The organism is Micromonospora sp. LOL_015 (assembly GCF_048060275.1).
Taxonomy (GTDB): Bacteria; Actinomycetota; Actinomycetes; order Mycobacteriales; family Micromonosporaceae; genus Micromonospora_E.
Genome location: NZ_JBHMIO010000068.1, coordinates 1 through 16286 on the forward strand (window position 1 = coordinate 1; position 16286 = coordinate 16286).

Consider the following 16286-nt stretch of genomic DNA (forward strand, 5'->3'; position numbering starts at 1 on the left):
AACGCCCGCGGCCGTCCCACCGGCAGGTCCCAGTCCAGCAGCGCGTCCACCTGCTCGACCAGCCAGTCGACTTGATCGGAGTCCAACCCGGTCATACGCGCGCAACGCGGCGGCCGGCCGTTGATCGTTTGAGTCCACACAACCCGAATGATCTAGACGATGCCGGTCGCCGTCTCCACAAGCGACACGTCCGAGTTGATCACACCCCGGCCGTCACACTGAGTTACATAGACAAAGCTCGGTACCGAATCGGCGGACCCCTTTCGGGAAGTCCTCCGTGTAGAGCGACGTCGAGACCGCTGGTGTTTCTCCCAGATTCGTGATGTCGCCAGGTAACCCTGTGCGGGACAGATCGATGGAGATGTCGGTCCACGGTTCGTATCGGCCAGCTATCCGCCGGCCGACGCCTCGAGCATCAGATCTACCGCTTCCTTCATGCCGTAGCGGGAGTCGAGCAAGTCCAAGATTTGTGCCTCGGTACGGGGCTGACCAGTTCTGCCGGAGCGGCCCGCGATCGTGGTGAGAGCCGCCCAGGCTCGGGTGGGGTCGAGCGCGACGGTGTTCGCCGCAAACTCGGTCGGGGGCAGCACCTGCAGGCCGTACGGCATCTTGCTGGCCGGTAGGTCCCGCAGATTGTGGGTGACGATCGCACCGGCACCGCCAACGGCGGCGGCGGCGACCAGATGTTCGTCGTCGGGATCAGGGAGCCCGTACGTGCCGTCCAGACCTTCCCATCCGTTGACTTCGGCATCGTCGAAGTGTCGCCGCATCTGTGCGACGAGATGATTGGCCCGCCTGGTCGCCGTGCTGGCATCCGCGCCTCGGTTGATCAGCTTGGCTCGCTCCTCGTACGCCAGCTCATCGAGGATGACGGTGTTCCACACCGGTCGGTACAGACCTTCGATCGCTAGGGACAGGAGGAAATCCCTTTGTAGGCTCGGCCACAGCACGCAAGTGTCCAAAAGAGCGGCGAACATCGTCCTATTCTGATGGTCCGGTCCGTCGCCGTGCGACCGCCCGGCGTGCTGCCCGTAGTCGAGTGATTACGCTGTCCAGGTCCTCCTCGTCGTCGATGCTTACCGCAGTGGCTTCGAGGGCGGCGTACTGCTCGGCTCGGCGGCGTTCGCGGTAGGCGAGCAGGTGAGGTAGTCGGATACGGCGGTGGGTGCCCACCCGTTCGAACGGAATCTGGCCCTCGTCGAGCAGCTTGATCACCGTGGGGCGGCTGATGCCGAGCAGATCGGCCGTCTGTTGGGTGGTCAAGGTCAAGGTCTGTGGGGCAACAGTCACCGCGAAGCCTTGCTGCAAGGCGTCAACTACCTGTCGAAGCGCTGCGTAGATCTCGGCGGGCAGCTCCACCCGATCGCCCGGCGTGGCTCCGACGAGGAAGTATCGCGGCAGCGCTGACCCCCTGCCTGCCTGTTCGTGAGCCCGCAGGAAGTCATGGACCTGAGCGAGCTGCTCGTTGCGCTGGGGTAGATACGTCTCTTCCTTCAGTGCAGATGCCACCATGATCCCTGCCTCCTCGAAAGTATCGTAACTACCTTCGTTTGTTTCGTCTACGGAAGATGCAAGGTTGTCTGGGGGCCTGCGTAGCTGTCATCTCCCGACTCGGGAAGGGGGACGCGGGAGGCGACGGTACGCCCCACACCGTGAGCCTCGGTCCCGTGCCGCAGTAGGGCCGAGTCTCCCCTCGGTCGGGGCGGCGGGTGGGTCGGCGCCGAGCGCGTGTTTACCAATCAGGAGGTACGCCATGTACATCTGTGCACTCACCAGCGCCGCACCGCTCGGCTATCTCGCCGGGCCGTTCTCATTCCGGGTCAAGAGCCGCTGGTGCCCCAAATGCGGCGAACTCACCACCACTCCACCGCCGCCCGCTGCGGACGGCCGACGAAGCCCGGGCAGGCCGAACGTATGAGTGGGAGTTTGCGGGTAGGGTTCCTGCTCGGCTGGCAGGCTGGCGCGACGTCAGCGGGTGCGGGCGAGCAGGTCGGCGTAGCGGGCCAGGGCGTGGATGGGGTCGATCACCGGGACCGGCACTGCCGCGCGCAGCACGTCGAGCTGCCCGGACCAGAAGGTGCAGGCCACGAAAATCGCCTGGGCCTCATGGTCGACGTAGGCGCGGCGGGCCAGCTCGGGGCCGTGCTTGCCGATCGCCTCGGCCATCCGCTGCCGTACCTCGGTGCCGACCGCCGCCGCCTCGTCGAGCGAGGCCTCCCCGGTCAGTCCCGGGGTGACCTCGCGCTGCGGGCGTCGCACCGGCACCGGTGCCGCGCCGGCGAGTAGATCCAGGCAGCCATACTCGCGGGCCAGTTGGCGTATCCAGTTGGCGTCCTGCGGCAGTTGCTCGTTGGGGCCGGAGGCGACGCCGGGGTAGAGGACCGAGAACCTGCCGTACGCGGCGGCGATCCGGGTGGCCGCCTCGAACGGCCCGGTCACCGGTACGTCGACCAGCGACTTCGCCTCGCGTAACGCCGGATCGGAGGCGCAGGCGACGGCGATTGCGTCGAAACCGTCGTCGGCGCCGGCGCGCACCGCGCCGAGCAGCGGGCTGTAGAGCAGGTCGTCGGCGGCGATGTACGCGCTCGGCGGCACCTCGCGTAGGTTGCGGACCACGATCTCGGTGTCCGGGCCGACCGCCTGCTGCGCCGTCTGCCGGTCGTGTTCGTTGTGCACGTCGATGCCGAGCGGGTTGATCACGAGGACGCGTGGCACGACCCGACTCTCCCTTCAATCAAGATCGCGCCACGCTACCAGCGCCGGCCGCCTCGCTATCAGCTCAGCATCGGTGCTGAGCTGCGAAATCGCCGTCACGCGGTGGGTCGCGGCCCGCGTGGTCGGGCGTTCCGCACCGGCGGTGACGCCGGCCCGGAACGCCCGGATCGATGTGGTCGACTGCGGTCGACGCTCAGCCGGTCAGCTCGGCGTCGACATCAGGATCGGCAGCACGGCCCGCGCCTCGGCATGACTGGTGTTGCGCATCGCGGTGGCGGTGGTCCCGGGGATGTCCCACGGGTTGCTGGTCGGCGGGTAGTACATCTTCTTGGTCGTGACCGCGACGACATTGTTGTAGGCCACGCACCGGGTCTCCCACCGGTAGATCTTGCCGGACTGCGGGATGCCGGTGAGCCCGAGCAGGTTGGTGGTGCAGTTCGGGGCGAGAGCGGACAGCACCGTGTTGTTGCTACCGATCGTCAGTTCGAGCAGCCCTCTGGTGCTCAGCCCGGCGTGAGCCCGGGCGGTCAGGGCCAGCGGGCCGACCGTATTGAGGGTGAAGCCGAGCTGGTCGGCGGAGGCTTCGTCGGTGACGACTTCGAGCAGGCTGTCGATCAGGGTGACGCAGGCGGTGGTGTCCCGGGCGTACGCCTGAAGGTTGTCCTGGGTGAAGGTCTTGATGTCGTCGAAGTCGATGATGGCGCTGCGCGCGCAGGCCTTGGCCTGTGCGGTGGCGATCCGGTCGATCTGGGCGAGGATCTCCACCTTGGCGCCGTTGATGGTGTTGATGATCTTGGTGGTGGACTGGTCGAGCGACGCCCCCTGCTTGTACTCCTTGTACAGCTCGTAGGCGCTCTTGGCGGCGGCGATGACCGACGAGATGTCGAACGCCTGCGCCGGTCGGGCCCCCAGCGGCACGGTGACCACGACCGCGGCGGCCGCGGCCAACCAACGGCGGTAGCGCATCTGTTTCAACAGGATCTCCTTCAACTGGCGGCCAGGGTGGCCAGCGGTGACCCCGCAGGTCAGCGGAGCGCGGCCAGTCTGGCGAGATCGGCTGGACCACGGTTGGACCACGACTGGATCACGGCACACGACCGAAGCGCGGCGCATGATCACGGATCACGGCGGACGATCGTGGCGGTTCCGCCGACAACCGGGCGCTGATCGCCGCCGCCTCCGGCGCACCCAGCTCGGTGAAGATCGCCAGCGCGCGACGCCAGTAGCCGTGCGCCTGCGCCCACTGCCCGGCCGCGTGCGCCGCAGCGCCGAGCCCGTCGAACGCCAGCGCCTCGACGCCACGCGACCCGGTATCGGCGGCGATCGACCGGGCCAGGGCATGGCAGCGGGCCGCAGCACGGTCGGCACCACGGCGGTTGTGCAGCTGACCGGCGTAGTTCAGCAGCATCGCCTCGCCGACCCGGTCGCCGGTGCGGCGGCACAACACCAGCCCTTCGCGCAGCTGCCCGGCGGCGTCGCCGAGCCGGCCCTCGACCGTGAACAGCTGACCCAGGCTGCCGAGCGCCCGGACCACCCCGTGATGCTCGCCGAGCGTACGTAGCAGTGCCAGCGCCCGGCCGATGTAACAGATCGCCGAACGCCGGTCGCCCAGCTCACCCAGCACCACACCCAGGTTGCCCAGGGTCCGCGCCTCACCAACCGGCTCGTCGACGTCGCGGTAGAGCGTCAACGCCTGCCGGAGGTGCGCCACCGCCTGCTGGCGGCGCCCCTGATGGTCGTGCACGACGGCCAGGTTGGTCAGCAGGTTCGCCTCACCGGCCAGGTCAGCTGCCGCGCGGGCGGCAGCGATCCCGTGACCCTGCATGGTGATCGCGTCCGGATAGTGGCCGCCGCATTCCAGATGCCGGTAGAGCAGCGCGGTCAGCCGTACGGCGTGCCGGGCCCGGCCGTGCCGCGCACCGTACGCGGTGACCGCCATCAGGTTGGCCCGCTCCACCTCCAACCAGACCCGCGCGGCCCCCGGGTCACCGCCCGCGAGCCCGCTCGCCGGCGCGGTCCAGGCCGCCGGCTCGGCCCACGCCGTCGTCGGACCATCGTCCGGACCGGTCGGCGGCACCGTCGGCCGCAGGTGACGTTCGGCCGGGTGCACCGCGTCCATCGCCGTGGCGGCGGTACGCAGGTAGTAGTCGAACAACCGGGTCACGGCAGCGTCGCGGACCTCCGGCGGGTCGACGTCGGCGGCAAGCTCCGCCGCGTACGCCCGGAGCAGGTCGTGCATGCCGTACCGGTCCGGCCCGGCCGGCTCCACCAGGTGCGCCCGGCACAGCCGGTTGACCAGCCGATCCGCCGTCACCGGATCCGTCCCGGCCAGCGCGGCCACCGCCGCCGCGTCGACGTCCGCCCCGGGATGCAGCCCGAGCAGCCGGAACGCGCGCGCCGCCTCGGCCGGCAGATACTGGTACGACCAGGACAGGATCGCCCGTACGCCGGTGCGCCGGTCGCCGTCGGCGTCCAGCATGTCAAGCCGTCGCCGCCGGTCGGTGAGCCCGTCGACCAGCCGGGTCAGGCTCAGCTCGGCGCGGGCGGTCGCCAGCTCGGCGGCGACCCGCAACGCCAACGGCAGCTGGGCGCACTGCGTTGCCAGCGTCACCGCGGCCTGCGGTTCGGCGTCGACCCGGTCGCCGACCAGCCGCCGCAGCAGCGCCACCGCGTCGTCGATCGGCAGGAGTCCGAGCCCACGCCGGCCGGCTCCCTCCCGGGCGACCAGCCCGGCCAACGGATCCCGGCTGGTCACCAGCACCGGGCAGGAGGCGGCACCGGGCAGCAGCGGTCGTACCTGCTCGACCGACGCCGCGTTGTCGAGCACCACCAGCATCCGACGGCCGTCCATCAGGCTGCGGTAGTGGGCGGCGCGTTCGTCGACGTCCAGCGCCATGTCGGCGTCCGCCACGCCGAGCGCCCGCAGGAACCGGGCCAGCGCCGTACCCGGCTCGACCGGCTGCTCCGGGTCGTACCCGCGCAGGTCGATGTAGAGCTGCCCGTCCGGGAACCGGTCGCGGGCCCGGCGCGCCCACCACACCGCCAGCGCGGTCTTGCCCACCCCTGCGCTGCCGGACAGCACGCAGATCACCGCGCCCGGTTCGGCGTCGCCGCGTCCGGCGGCCCCCATCGTCCGGTCGAGCCAGCCGAGCTCGGCGGCGCGGCCGGTGAAACCGGCGACGTCGGCCGGCAGCTGCGCCGGCACCGGCCGGTTCGCGTCCAGGCGCCGGCCCCGGCGCGGCCAGACCTGCTCGCTGGCGGTACGCGCCCCGGCCGGCGCGTCGGCCCGCAGCAGATCGGTGTACGCGGCGACCAGCTCGGGACCGGGATCGACACCGAGTTCGTCGGCGAGCCGGTCCCGGGTGTCGTGGAAGACGGTGAACGCCTCGGCCCGCTGCCCACTGGCCCGGTACGCGCGGATCAGCTGCGCCTGGCGGGCCTCGTCGAGCGGCTTTGCGGCAGCGGCCTGCGTCAGCCAGGGCAGTGCGGCGCTTGCCCGGCCACAGGCGATCATCAGGTCGCCGTACCGGGTCAACGCGGCCTGCAGTTCACCGTCGAGGGCCACCACCTTCGGGTGGCCGGCCAACGTGGGCACGTCCACCAGCGGAGGTCCCTGCCACAGCTGGAGCGCCTCGCCGAGTAGTTCGGCGTCGCGCTCCAGCCCGGCTGCACCGGGTCGCGCGGTGGCGACCAGGTGCCGGAACCTCAGCAGGTCGACCGTGACGGCCGAGGTCCGCAGCAGGTATCCGTCACCGATCTGCGGCAGGAGCAGACTCGGGGCCCGGGACGGGCGGTCCGGTTCGAACAACCGACGCAGATGTTTGACGTGCGTCTGAATGACGTTGGTCGACGTCGCCGGTGGCGGTTGGTCCGGCCAGAGCGCGTCGACCAGCTCCCAGCGGGGCAGCGGCTGCCCGCCGGCGAGCGCGAGCAGGCCGAGCACCGCCCGCCGGGCGGTCGGCCCGGGGTCGAGTGCCTGCTGCTCGCGCCACACCCGTACCGGGCCCAGCACCTGCACCCGCAACGGAACTCCACCTCGTGACCGCTGTGCCACCGTCCGGCGTCGGACGGTGATCGACGTTCCCGCATATCGACCGAGCGGAGTATAGGTGCTGGTCAGTCGTCGTCAGTGGGTTGCGGTGACCGGATGGAAGACGGCGTCGAGCGCCTTGAGGTAGCCGTCGGTGTAGCCGGCAAGGTTCGGGTGGAACGCGTCCTCGATGGCGGTGATGCCGTTGAGCCACGGGTCGTCGTCGCAGACCCGGTGCTTGTCGAACAGGGCGTCGACCGGGGCGAACGCGCCGTACGTCTTCGCCGTGTTCCCGATGGCCTCGTTGAGCTTCACCGCCGCGTGGTTGATCCACCCCCGTCGGTTCGCGTCCAGCGGTGCTTCGAAGCAGAACGTCGGGGCCAACAGCTGCGGGTAGCCGAGGACGATCAGCTTGGCGTTCGGGGCGGCGGCGAGGACGTCTCCGTACACCTGCTTCAGCTTGCCCGGCAACGTCGTCGCGATGTACGCGAGGGCCTTGTCGATGGCGTCCTTGCAGGTGCTGTCGTGCAGCGCCGTGATGCAGGTCTCCAAGGTGGAGGTGAAGCCGAGGTTGTCGCCGCCGACGGTGATGGTCACCAGCGTCGTGTCCGGCCCGAGAAAGCCGAGCTGGTGCGCGATCACGTCGTCGGTGGTGGCGCCGCTGCAGGCCGAGAAGCCGAACGACAGGCGCGGATTGTTCCGGGCGTACTGGGCAGCGTACGAGTGGGCGCTCTGCTTGCAGTCGCCGTCGGTGTACGGCGGGGCGCCCACCCCGGACGAGTACGAGTCGCCCAGCGCGACGTACTGCCGGTCGTCTGCGGCGGATGTGTCGCCGGTCGTACCGGCGGCGTTGGCGGCGGCGGGCACGGCGGCGATGGTGATCAGCAGCGTCGCCGCGACGGGCAACGCGAGGGCGGGACGGAGCTTTCGGGCACGGCTCAGCATGGTGGCGCCTCCTTCGATGGTGGAGACGCTCCGGCCGGGGCGGCCGTCGTCTCCAAAGTGGAAGTGAGCATGCGCCGCTGATAGCCGGTAATCAATCGAAGCGTCGAAAACCCTACTGTCGACTGATTTGCTGATCACCCGTCGTCGGTCGTAGACCGAACCGGTCGGCGAAACCGGACAGGTCGTCCCGCTGCTCCGCCAGGGTGTCGGCGCCGCTGCCGACCACGATCCGGGTCACCCCCTGCGCCGCGTACGCCTCGACCCGTTGCGCCGAAAGCTCAGTCGACCCCCACCGGGTGTACTCCAGCGCGTCAGGGTCACGGCCGGCCTCCGTCGCGACCGACCGGGCAAGCTTCCACTGTGCCGCCCGCTCGTCCGGGGTCAACAGCCCACCAGGGAAGTAGCCGTCGCCACGTAGCCCGACCCGCCGGGCCGCCGCCCGGCTCGAACCACCCACGTGAATCGGCAACGCGGTGGCGCCGTGCGGCTTCGGAAAGCTGCACACCCGCTCGAAGCCGAAGAACTCGCCGTGGAACGACACGCCGTCGGCGTCACCGCCCACAGCAGCCGCAGCACGTCGATCGCCTCGTCGGCACGTCGGCCACGGGAACGGAAGTCGACCCCCACCGCCGTCACCGCCGCCGATCCGCCCGCGCCCGGTCGAGCTGGCACCGTAGCTGTTCCCGGACACCTACCAACCGCGCCAGTCCGGCATCGACCTCGGCCAGCTTGCGCAGCAGCACCGAGATCGAGTCGCGGTAGCCGTTGGCGCATCGCCGGGGCCGGACCAGCCCCTGCGCCTCGTAGTAGCGCAGCGTCCGGGCGCTTGTCCCGGCCTGCCGCGCCAGCTCACCGATCAACATGTGACCTCCCCGGCCAGCCTCGGACCCACCGTGACGCTAAACGTTGACGTCGGTGTCAGGGCAACGAGCCGGCGGACCTGGCGACGGTCAGTCGAGGGCGGCCGCCATCCGGCGTACCGCCTCGGCGATCGTCTCCGGCGCGGCGGCCAGGTTGAACCGGGCGTGCCCGGCCCCGCCCGCGCCGAAGTCCAGCCCGCCGCTGAGTGCGACCCGCCCCCGGTCGAGGAAGACCGCCGCCGGGTCGTCGCCGAGCCCCAACGTCCGGCAGTCCAACCAGGCCAGAAAGGTCGCCTCGCCCGGCGCGTACCGCACCTGCGGCAACCGGTCCGCCAGCAGGTCGGCCAGCAGCCGCCGGTTCGCGTCGACCGCCGACCGTACGGTGTCCAGCCAGTCGCCGCCGTCGCGGAACGCCGCCGTGTGTGCGATCACCCCGAGATGGTTGACCCCGTGGCCAACCTCCTCCGGCAGCCGGGCCAGGTCGGCTGCGGCCGCTGGTCCGGCGACCGCGAGGGCGGCCTTCAACCCGGCCAGGTTCCAGCCCTTGGAGCCGGAGATCAGCGTCAGGCCGTCGTCGGCGCCGGGCACCGACAGGTACGGCACGAACGTCACACCGGACGCGGTCATCGGGGCGTGAATCTCGTCGACCACCACCCGTACGCCGTGCCGGCCGGCCAGCTCCGCGACGGCCGCCAGCTCGTCGGCGGTGTGCACCGTCCCGGTCGGGTTGTGCGGACTGCACAGCAGGTACGCCGCCCGGCGGCCACCCGCGCGGGCGGCGGTGAACGCCTCGGCCAGCGCGTCGAGGTCCAGCCGGCCGTCCGACCCGAGCGGGGCCTCCCGCACCGGCCGGTCCAGGTTGCGCAGGAACCCGTAGAACGGCGGGTACACCGGCGGGTTGATCACGACCGTGTCGCCCGGCCCGGTCACCAGCTTCAGCATCTCGACCGCGCCGAGCATCACGTCCGGCACGATCGCCGTGCGCGCCGGGTCCAGACCGTCCCATCCCCACCGTTCGGCCGCGAACCCGGCGACCGCCTCGGCGTAACCGGCGCCGGTGGCGTACCCGAGATCACCGGCACGCACCGCCGCGTCGATCGCCTCGACGACCGGCCCGGCCGGGTCGACGTCCATTTCCGCCACCCACACCGGCAGCACGTCAGCCGGGTAGAGCCGCCACTTGATGCTGGTCCGCTGCCGGGCCCGGTCCAGCGGCACCCACGGCCCCTGTGGCGGTGAAGTCGTCACGTTCGCCTCCGATGTTCCTGGCGTCACTCAGCTCAGTTGGGCCGGTCGTCGCCGGGTGCAACGGCGGGTTCGACGGCGGCCAGCAACTCGTGCATGGTCGACGAAGGGTTGTCGTCTGGGAAGGCGGTCTGGTCCCGCAGATGCCGCTGGGCGAGCAGCGCGGCACGTCGTGCCGCCGCCTGCCGCCGCTGAAGGTACGGCGTCGGGTCAAGACGCTTGCCGACGCGTCCGTCGAGCTTGCGGCTACGCCGTTCGGCCTCAGCAGTGGTGAGGAACGCCGTCTGGTCCTGAAAGTGCAGGATGAGCCACAGCTCGAAGCACGGGTTGCTGACCGCCAGTCGAATGCCGTGTTTCGCTGCCAGCCGGATGGCGCGGTCGAGGTGCGGATGGTGCTTGGGCCATTCGACGTCGAACACGCACCAGCATTCGTCGACCTCGTCGTCCCCGCTACGTTCTATCGCCCGGTTGACCAGGGTCAGCGGAACCCCTCGCTCCGGGTCGATCTCGATGTTGATCGATGTGCTGTCCCTGATGTGCGGAAGCCGGCGGAGCGCGTTCAGGTAGTCCGGCTCCGACGCCTCGCCTTCGCAGAAGATGACGATCGTCCTGCGCTCGGGGCGGGTCGCAGTCCGCCGTCGCAGGTCCTTGGCCCGCGTCCGTCTCGGTGTCACCGGTCAGCCGATCAGTCCGAGTGCCCGGAGGATCTCGGTGCGGTCGACGTCGGGTAGCGCGCCGAACCGCCCGTGCAGGTACGCCTTTTCGAGGTTCTGCGACCGGCGTACGCGTTCGCCGGCGAACTCGGCGAGCGCGCCGAGGCGGGTCGCGCCGTCAGCTGCCTTTTCGGTCAGCCAGACCTCGTCCCGGTTCAGGTGATTGAGCAGGCTGGTGTCGTGCGACGTGAAGATCAGCTGTGCTCCCGAGGGGTTCGTCGCGGGGTCGGTGAATAGCCGGATGAGCTGCATGGACAGTGTCGGGTGCAGGCTTGCGTCCAGCTCGTCGAACAGCAGCAGGGAACCTGCTTTCAGCGCGGTCAGCACCGGGCCGATGAGTTGAAACCAGGTACGGGTGCCCTCCGACTCGGCACCGAAATCCAAGGGGACCGCTTCGCTTTCCGTGCGATGCACCAACCGGACCCGTCGTCGACGGCCCGGCGGTGTCAAATCCTGATCAGCAGCTGCACCGTCATCGATCAGCACGTCCTCGATGCCGAGGTCGGCCATCCGCAGCAGCGCCAACGCCTGGGCCCGGTCCGGACGCAGGTCCTCGAACCACGCGGGTTGCAGCTGATCGGGGCCGGTCTCCTCGAACCAGTACCTGGTCGAGAGGCTTGCCGCCCGCCTCACGAACGGGCGGCGCCGAGCCATTTGCCCCAGTGTCTGGACGTTCAACAGTGCGTGGGCGGGGCCGGAGACGAGGGGTTCGCGGAACCGCCGGGCAGCTGACAAGGCGAGGGTACCGGCGGTCAGCAGCTCACGGGTGCCCGACAGGTGGCCGAGGCCCCGTTGCAGCGTCAGCTCGTCGCCTTCGCGTTCGAAGATCCGACGCCGCTTGCGCTCCGGATAGTGGAACAGCCCTTCGTAGCGGATCGCGTCGGTGTCGAGCTCGACGACGTACTCGAAGCGAACCCCACCGAGGATCAGCTCGACGGTGAATTCCGACGGGCGTCGCGGACCGTCGCCGAACGCGAACGGCTCGACCGGGATCCCGTCGTCCCAGAACCGCAGCGAGTCGGCGACCGCGTCGCGTAGCCAGCTGAGCGCGGCGACCACGTTCGATTTGCCGGAGGCGTTGGGACCGTAGATTGCGGCGACCGGCAGCAGGCTCTCGTCGATGCTGTCGATCCGCTGCACCGCCGGCCGGTCCCGGTCGACGGCGACCATCGACAGCTCGACCGGTCCGAGGATCGAGCGGAAGTTCGCCGCCTCGAAACGGATCAGCACAGCACCTGCCTCCTAGCGCATGACCCCGCAACCATACCGCAGTATCCGGCGAGAATTGACAGAATCGGGGCTCTGTCGACGTCCAGTCGACTGACAAGCAAGGTCAGTCGGCAGCGGTGACCGGACGCCAGCCCAGCGGGGTGGAGAGCACCATCGTGCTGGACGGCTGACCGTACGGGGCGAGCCGGTCGATCACGTCCTCGAAGGCGTCCATCGACGCTGCGGCCACCTTCAACATCGAGCAGGCGTCCCCGGTGATCCGGTGGATCTCCAGGATCTCCGGCCAGGTCGGCACCTGCGGGTCGCGCAGGATGCAGTGCGACCCGTAGCAGGACATCCGGATCAGCGCGATCACCGTCCAGCCGGCCCGGGTCAGGTCGACGTGCGCGTGGTAGCCGCTGACCACCCCGGACTCCTCCAGCCGGCGGACCCGCTCGGCCACCGCCGGCGGCGACAGGTGCACCCGGCGGGACAGCTCGCTGAAGGAAAGTCGGGCATCGGCCTGCAACTCACGCAGCAGCGCCCAATCCATCTCGTCCACGGACACTTTCCCTTCGTTAACCGACCACCCAAATCTAGCCACGGACCTGCAGGTCGTGGCCGCGTACCGCCGTTGATCCGGTATTCAGCTGCGGACCGCAAGTCGGCAATCATGGGCGACACAGCAAAGGGAGGGCAGCCGACGTGAACAGCACCGACGTGGCCAGCCCACCGGCCGTGCGGCCGGTGGACGCCGCCGAACGCGACGCCCGCGCCGCCGCGAACGCCGGCGAGCCGACCCTGGAGTTCGGCGACCGGGTGCCGTACGACGCCTACGTGCACGCAAGCACCCTGCACAGCCTGCAGCGCACCCTCAGTGACGACCCCGGCGAGATGTCGTTCCTGATGGTCAGCCAGATCATGGAGCTGTACTTCGGGCTGACCCGCCACGAGCTGCGCGACGCCCAACGGCTGATCCGCGCCGACCGGGTGTGGGAGGCGCTGGCCCCGCTGCGCCGCGCCGCCCTGCACCTGGAAGGCCTCAACGCCTCCTGGCAGACCCTGCGCTGGATGACCCCGGCCGACTTCAACCGGTTCCGCAACCTGCTCGGTGAGGGCTCCGGCTTCCAGTCGGCGATGTACCGGCAACTGGAGTTCATCCTCGGCATCCGGACCCCGTCGCTGATCCGCCCGTTCCGCCGCCAACCCGAGGTGTACGCCGAGTTGGAGCAGGCCCTGCACGCGCCGAGCCTGTGGGACGACGTGATCGCCCTGCTCGCCCGCGCCGGCCACGACATCCCGGCCGACCTGCTGGCCCGCGACGTCGCCACCGAACACGAACCGCACCCGGCGGTCGAGGCCGCCTGGGTGGAGGTCTACCGGGTCAACGCCCCGGACAACCATCTGCGGCAACTCGGCGAGGCGTTGACCGAGGTCGCCGAGCAGTTCGGCGACTGGCGGTACGCCCATCTCAAGGCGGTGCAGCGCACCATGGGCGCCAAGGTCGGCAGCGGCGGCTCCGCCGGGCTGGCCTGGCTGCAGCGCAGCATGGCCCGGGTGGTGTTCCCCGAGATCTGGTCCGCCCGGACCAGCATGTGAGAGGCTGCCACATGTTCACTGAGGACGACGCCCGTCGCCGTGACGCCGCCGACCCCGGGCACCGCGACCTGTTCCACATCCCGCCGGCCACCGGCGGCGACCACCCCGACGTCGCCTACTTCGCCGGCAACTCCCTCGGCCTGCAACCGAAGGCCACCCGCGCCGAACTGCTCGACGACCTCGACGACTGGGCCCGGCTCGGCGTGGAAGGTCACCTGGAAGCCGGCCGGCCGTGGCTGCCGTACCACGAACTGCTCACCGACGCCGCCGCGCGACTGGTCGGCGCCCTGCACAGCGAGGCCGTGGTGATGAACTCGCTGACGGTCAACCTGCACCTGCTGATGGTGTCGTTCTACCGGCCGGCCGGCGAACGCACCCGGATCGTCATCGAGGACTCGGCGTTCCCGTCGGACAGCTACGCGGTGCGCAGCCAGGCCGCCTTCCACGGCCTCGACCCCGACCGCACGGTGGTCCGACTGCGGCCGCGCCCCGGCGAGGACACGCTGCGCACCGCCGACGTCGTCGACTACCTGCGCACCGACGGCGACCGGGTGGCGTTGGTGCTGCTCGGCGGGGTCAACTACCTCACCGGCGAGCTGCTGGACATCCCGACCATCACCGCCGCCGGCCGGGCCGCCGGGGCGATCGTCGGCTGGGACCTGGCCCACGCCGCCGGCAACGTGCCGCTGCGGCTGCACGACTGGGGCGTCGACTTCGCCGCCTGGTGCTCCTACAAGTACCTCAACTCCGGGCCGGGGGCCCTCGCTGGCGCGTACGTGCACGAACGCCACCACGGCGATCCGACGCTGGCCCGCTTCGAAGGCTGGTGGAGCACCGAGCCGGCCACCCGCTTCGAGATGACCCCGGTGTCGCGGCCACCGGCCAGCGCCGACGCCTGGCAGATCTCCAACTCGCCGATCTTCGCCATGGGTCCGGTCCGTACCTCGTTGCAGATCTTCGACAAGGTCGGCATGCCGGCGCTGCGCGAGCGCAGCGAACGGCTCACCGGTTACCTGGAGCAGCTGCTCGACGAGACCCTGCCGGGTCGGCCGGCCAGCGTCGTCACCCCTCGGGATCCGGCCCGGCGCGGCTGCCAGCTGTCGCTGCGGATCGGCGGCGGGTCGGGTGCCACCGGCGGCGGAGCACACGCGTTGACCGCCCGGCTGCGCCACGAACACGGGGTGATCGCCGACGCCCGGGAACCGGACATCGTCCGGCTCGCCCCGGTGCCGCTGTACTCGACGTACCACGACTGCTGGCGGGCCGTCCGGGCGCTCGCCGCGACCCTCCCAGCGAAAGGCGGCGACGATGTCTGAACGCGCACCCGTCGCGGTGGTCGGCGCCGGCCTGGCCGGCAGCCTGCTCGCCTGCTTCCTGGCCCGCCGCGGCCTGCCGGTCACCCTCTACGAGCGCCGACCCGACCCGCGACGCGGCACCGCCGAACGCGGGCGGTCGATCAACCTGGCGCTGTCCGAACGCGGCCTGGACGCGCTGCGCCGCATCGGCCTGGCCGACCAGGTGCTCGCCGACGCGCTGCCGATGCCCGGCCGGATGATCCACCCGGTCGACGGTGACCTCGACTTCCAGCCGTACAGCGCCGACGGGCAGCGAGCGATCAACTCGATCAGCCGGGGCGCGCTCAACAACGCCCTGCTCGATGCCGCCGAGGCCGCGCCCGGCGTCACCGCCGTCTTCGACCACCGGCTCGTCGGCCTCGACCCGGACACCGGCGAGCTGACCTTCGACACGCCGCAGGGCACGGTCCGCGCGCAGGCGCAGGTCGTGCTCGGCGCCGACGGCGCCGGTTCGGCGGTACGCGGCCAACTGCTCGCCCACGGCCTGGTCGACGAGAGCCTCGACTTCCTCGACTACGGCTACAAGGAGCTGACCATCCCGGCGGTCGGCGGCGACTACGCCCTCGACCCCGGTGCGCTGCACATCTGGCCGCGCGGCACCTCGATGATGATCGCCCTGCCGAACCCGGACCGGTCGTTCACCTGCACACTGTTCTGGCCGACCGGCGGCACGTCGAGTTTCGCCTCGCTGAGCAGCCCGGCGGCGATCGAACGGCACTTCCGTACCCACTACCCGGACGTGCCGCCATTGGCACCGGACCTGGTCGACGACTACCAGCACAACCCGGTCGGTCTGCTCGGCACGGTGCGCTGCGACCCGTGGCAGGTCGGCGGCCGGGTGGCGCTGCTCGGCGACGCCGCCCACGCGGTCGTGCCGTTCTACGGCCAGGGCGCCAACTGTGCCTTCGAGGACGTGGTCGAGCTGGACCGCTGCCTCGACGACACCGGCGGCGACTGGGCGGCGGCGCTGCCGCTGTACCAGTCCCGCCGCCAGGACAATGCCGAAGCGATCGCCCAGATGGCCCTGGCGAACTTCGTCGAGATGCGCGACAAGGTCGCCTCCCCGACGTTCCAGACGTTCCGCAAGGTCGAACACGCCCTGGAACGGGCACTGCCGGGGCGCTACGTGTCCCGGTACGAAATGGTCTCCTTCACCACCATCCCGTACGCCGAGGTCAGGCGTCGGGTCCGCCGCCAGCACCAACTGCTGGCGGCGGCGGTGGCCGGGACGGCGGCGTTGTCAGTAGGGGCACTCGGCGCCGCCGTCCACCGGCTCGTCCGGAAGGGACGCTCATGACCCTGTGGCACCCCGACCTGTACGCCGGCCGGCCCGCCGCCGACGGCCCCGGCCTGCTGCGCAGCTTCGTCGACGGCCGGTTCGTCGACGCCGGGATTCGGTTCCCGAAGGTGTCGCCGGTGACCGGGGAGACGGTGTTCGAGGTCGCCGAGGCCGACGCCGCGACGGTCGACGCGGCCGTCGCTGCGGCCCGCGCGGCGTTGCGCGGACCCTGGGGCGGCATGGCCGAGCGGGACCGGGCGGCGGTGTTGCGGGCAGTGGCCGACGAGTTGGATCGCCGGTTCGATGATCTGGTGGCTGCTGAGGTGGCGGATACCG

17 protein-coding genes are annotated in these 16286 nt (G+C 70.6%); 5 read left to right on the forward strand and 12 right to left on the reverse strand.

Annotated features, from left to right (window positions below):
• Nucleotides 1–389: 389 nt before the first annotated feature.
• Together ACFHWU_RS27050 and ACFHWU_RS27055 are read right to left on the reverse strand one after the other, a co-directional pair.
• Nucleotides 390–977 (reverse strand): PIN domain-containing protein, encoded by a 588-nt coding sequence (locus ACFHWU_RS27050; protein WP_416557428.1) that lies wholly within the window; start codon nucleotides 975–977, stop codon nucleotides 390–392.
• A 4-nt stretch (nucleotides 978–981) separates the two neighbouring features.
• The gene (locus ACFHWU_RS27055) at nucleotides 982–1512 is read right to left on the reverse strand and encodes a helix-turn-helix domain-containing protein (protein ID WP_416568266.1); all 531 of its coding nucleotides are present in this window, start codon (nucleotides 1510–1512) and stop codon (nucleotides 982–984) included.
• Between the two features lie 241 nt (nucleotides 1513–1753).
• On the opposite strand from ACFHWU_RS27055, the gene ACFHWU_RS27060 reads away from it, so the two are divergent.
• On the forward strand, nucleotides 1754–1918 hold the full coding sequence (locus ACFHWU_RS27060; protein ID WP_416557430.1) for a hypothetical protein: 165 nt from the start codon (nucleotides 1754–1756) through the stop codon (nucleotides 1916–1918).
• 50 nt (nucleotides 1919–1968) lie between these two features.
• Here ACFHWU_RS27060 and ACFHWU_RS27065 read toward each other — a convergent pair whose 3' ends face one another.
• The 10 genes from ACFHWU_RS27065 to ACFHWU_RS27110 form a co-directional block, all read right to left on the reverse strand.
• A complete protein-coding gene (locus tag ACFHWU_RS27065; protein WP_416592014.1) occupies nucleotides 1969–2715 on the reverse strand; it encodes an aspartate/glutamate racemase family protein in 747 nt (248 codons plus the stop codon).
• Nucleotides 2716–2916: 201 nt separating this feature from the next.
• Nucleotides 2917–3690 (reverse strand): hypothetical protein, encoded by a 774-nt coding sequence (locus ACFHWU_RS27070; protein ID WP_416557432.1) that lies wholly within the window; start codon nucleotides 3688–3690, stop codon nucleotides 2917–2919.
• Nucleotides 3691–3799: 109 nt separating this feature from the next.
• On the reverse strand, nucleotides 3800–6733 hold the full coding sequence (locus ACFHWU_RS27075) for a BTAD domain-containing putative transcriptional regulator (protein ID WP_416592021.1): 2934 nt from the start codon (nucleotides 6731–6733) through the stop codon (nucleotides 3800–3802).
• A gap of 108 nt (nucleotides 6734–6841) precedes the next feature.
• Nucleotides 6842–7690, reverse strand: coding sequence for an SGNH/GDSL hydrolase family protein (locus ACFHWU_RS27080; protein WP_416592015.1), 849 nt, complete (start codon nucleotides 7688–7690; stop codon nucleotides 6842–6844).
• A 112-nt stretch (nucleotides 7691–7802) separates the two neighbouring features.
• Nucleotides 7803–8252, reverse strand: coding sequence for an LLM class flavin-dependent oxidoreductase (locus ACFHWU_RS27085; RefSeq protein ID WP_416557435.1), 450 nt, complete (start codon nucleotides 8250–8252; stop codon nucleotides 7803–7805).
• Nucleotides 8253–8322: 70 nt separating this feature from the next.
• Complete coding sequence (locus ACFHWU_RS27090; RefSeq protein ID WP_416557436.1) at nucleotides 8323–8553, reverse strand: MerR family DNA-binding transcriptional regulator; 231 nt, start codon at nucleotides 8551–8553, stop codon at nucleotides 8323–8325.
• An 87-nt stretch (nucleotides 8554–8640) separates the two neighbouring features.
• The gene (locus ACFHWU_RS27095; protein ID WP_416592016.1) at nucleotides 8641–9798 is read right to left on the reverse strand and encodes a MalY/PatB family protein; all 1158 of its coding nucleotides are present in this window, start codon (nucleotides 9796–9798) and stop codon (nucleotides 8641–8643) included.
• A gap of 32 nt (nucleotides 9799–9830) precedes the next feature.
• Nucleotides 9831–10469, reverse strand: a complete 639-nt coding sequence (locus ACFHWU_RS27100; RefSeq protein WP_416592017.1) for an RloB family protein — start codon at nucleotides 10467–10469, stop codon at nucleotides 9831–9833.
• Nucleotides 10470–10472: 3 nt separating this feature from the next.
• Entirely contained in the window at nucleotides 10473–11738 is a 1266-nt protein-coding gene (locus tag ACFHWU_RS27105; protein ID WP_416592018.1) for an AAA family ATPase, read from the reverse strand.
• A 103-nt stretch (nucleotides 11739–11841) separates the two neighbouring features.
• Nucleotides 11842–12279, reverse strand: a complete 438-nt coding sequence (locus ACFHWU_RS27110) for an Lrp/AsnC family transcriptional regulator (protein ID WP_123600997.1) — start codon at nucleotides 12277–12279, stop codon at nucleotides 11842–11844.
• Between the two features lie 143 nt (nucleotides 12280–12422).
• On the opposite strand from ACFHWU_RS27110, the gene ACFHWU_RS27115 reads away from it, so the two are divergent.
• From ACFHWU_RS27115 to ACFHWU_RS27130, 4 genes are all read left to right on the forward strand, one after another.
• Entirely contained in the window at nucleotides 12423–13316 is an 894-nt protein-coding gene (locus ACFHWU_RS27115; protein WP_416557439.1) for a tryptophan 2,3-dioxygenase, read from the forward strand.
• Nucleotides 13317–13327: 11 nt separating this feature from the next.
• The gene (gene kynU / locus ACFHWU_RS27120) at nucleotides 13328–14632 is read left to right on the forward strand and encodes a kynureninase (RefSeq protein ID WP_416592019.1); all 1305 of its coding nucleotides are present in this window, start codon (nucleotides 13328–13330) and stop codon (nucleotides 14630–14632) included.
• The gene (locus tag ACFHWU_RS27125) at nucleotides 14625–15968 is read left to right on the forward strand and encodes an FAD-dependent oxidoreductase (protein WP_416568268.1); all 1344 of its coding nucleotides are present in this window, start codon (nucleotides 14625–14627) and stop codon (nucleotides 15966–15968) included. Before kynU ends, ACFHWU_RS27125 begins: the two co-directional genes overlap by 8 nt.
• On the forward strand, nucleotides 15965–16286 hold a 322-nt coding region (locus tag ACFHWU_RS27130), incomplete at its 3' end, for an aldehyde dehydrogenase family protein (RefSeq protein WP_416592020.1). The genes ACFHWU_RS27125 and ACFHWU_RS27130, both read left to right, overlap by 4 nt.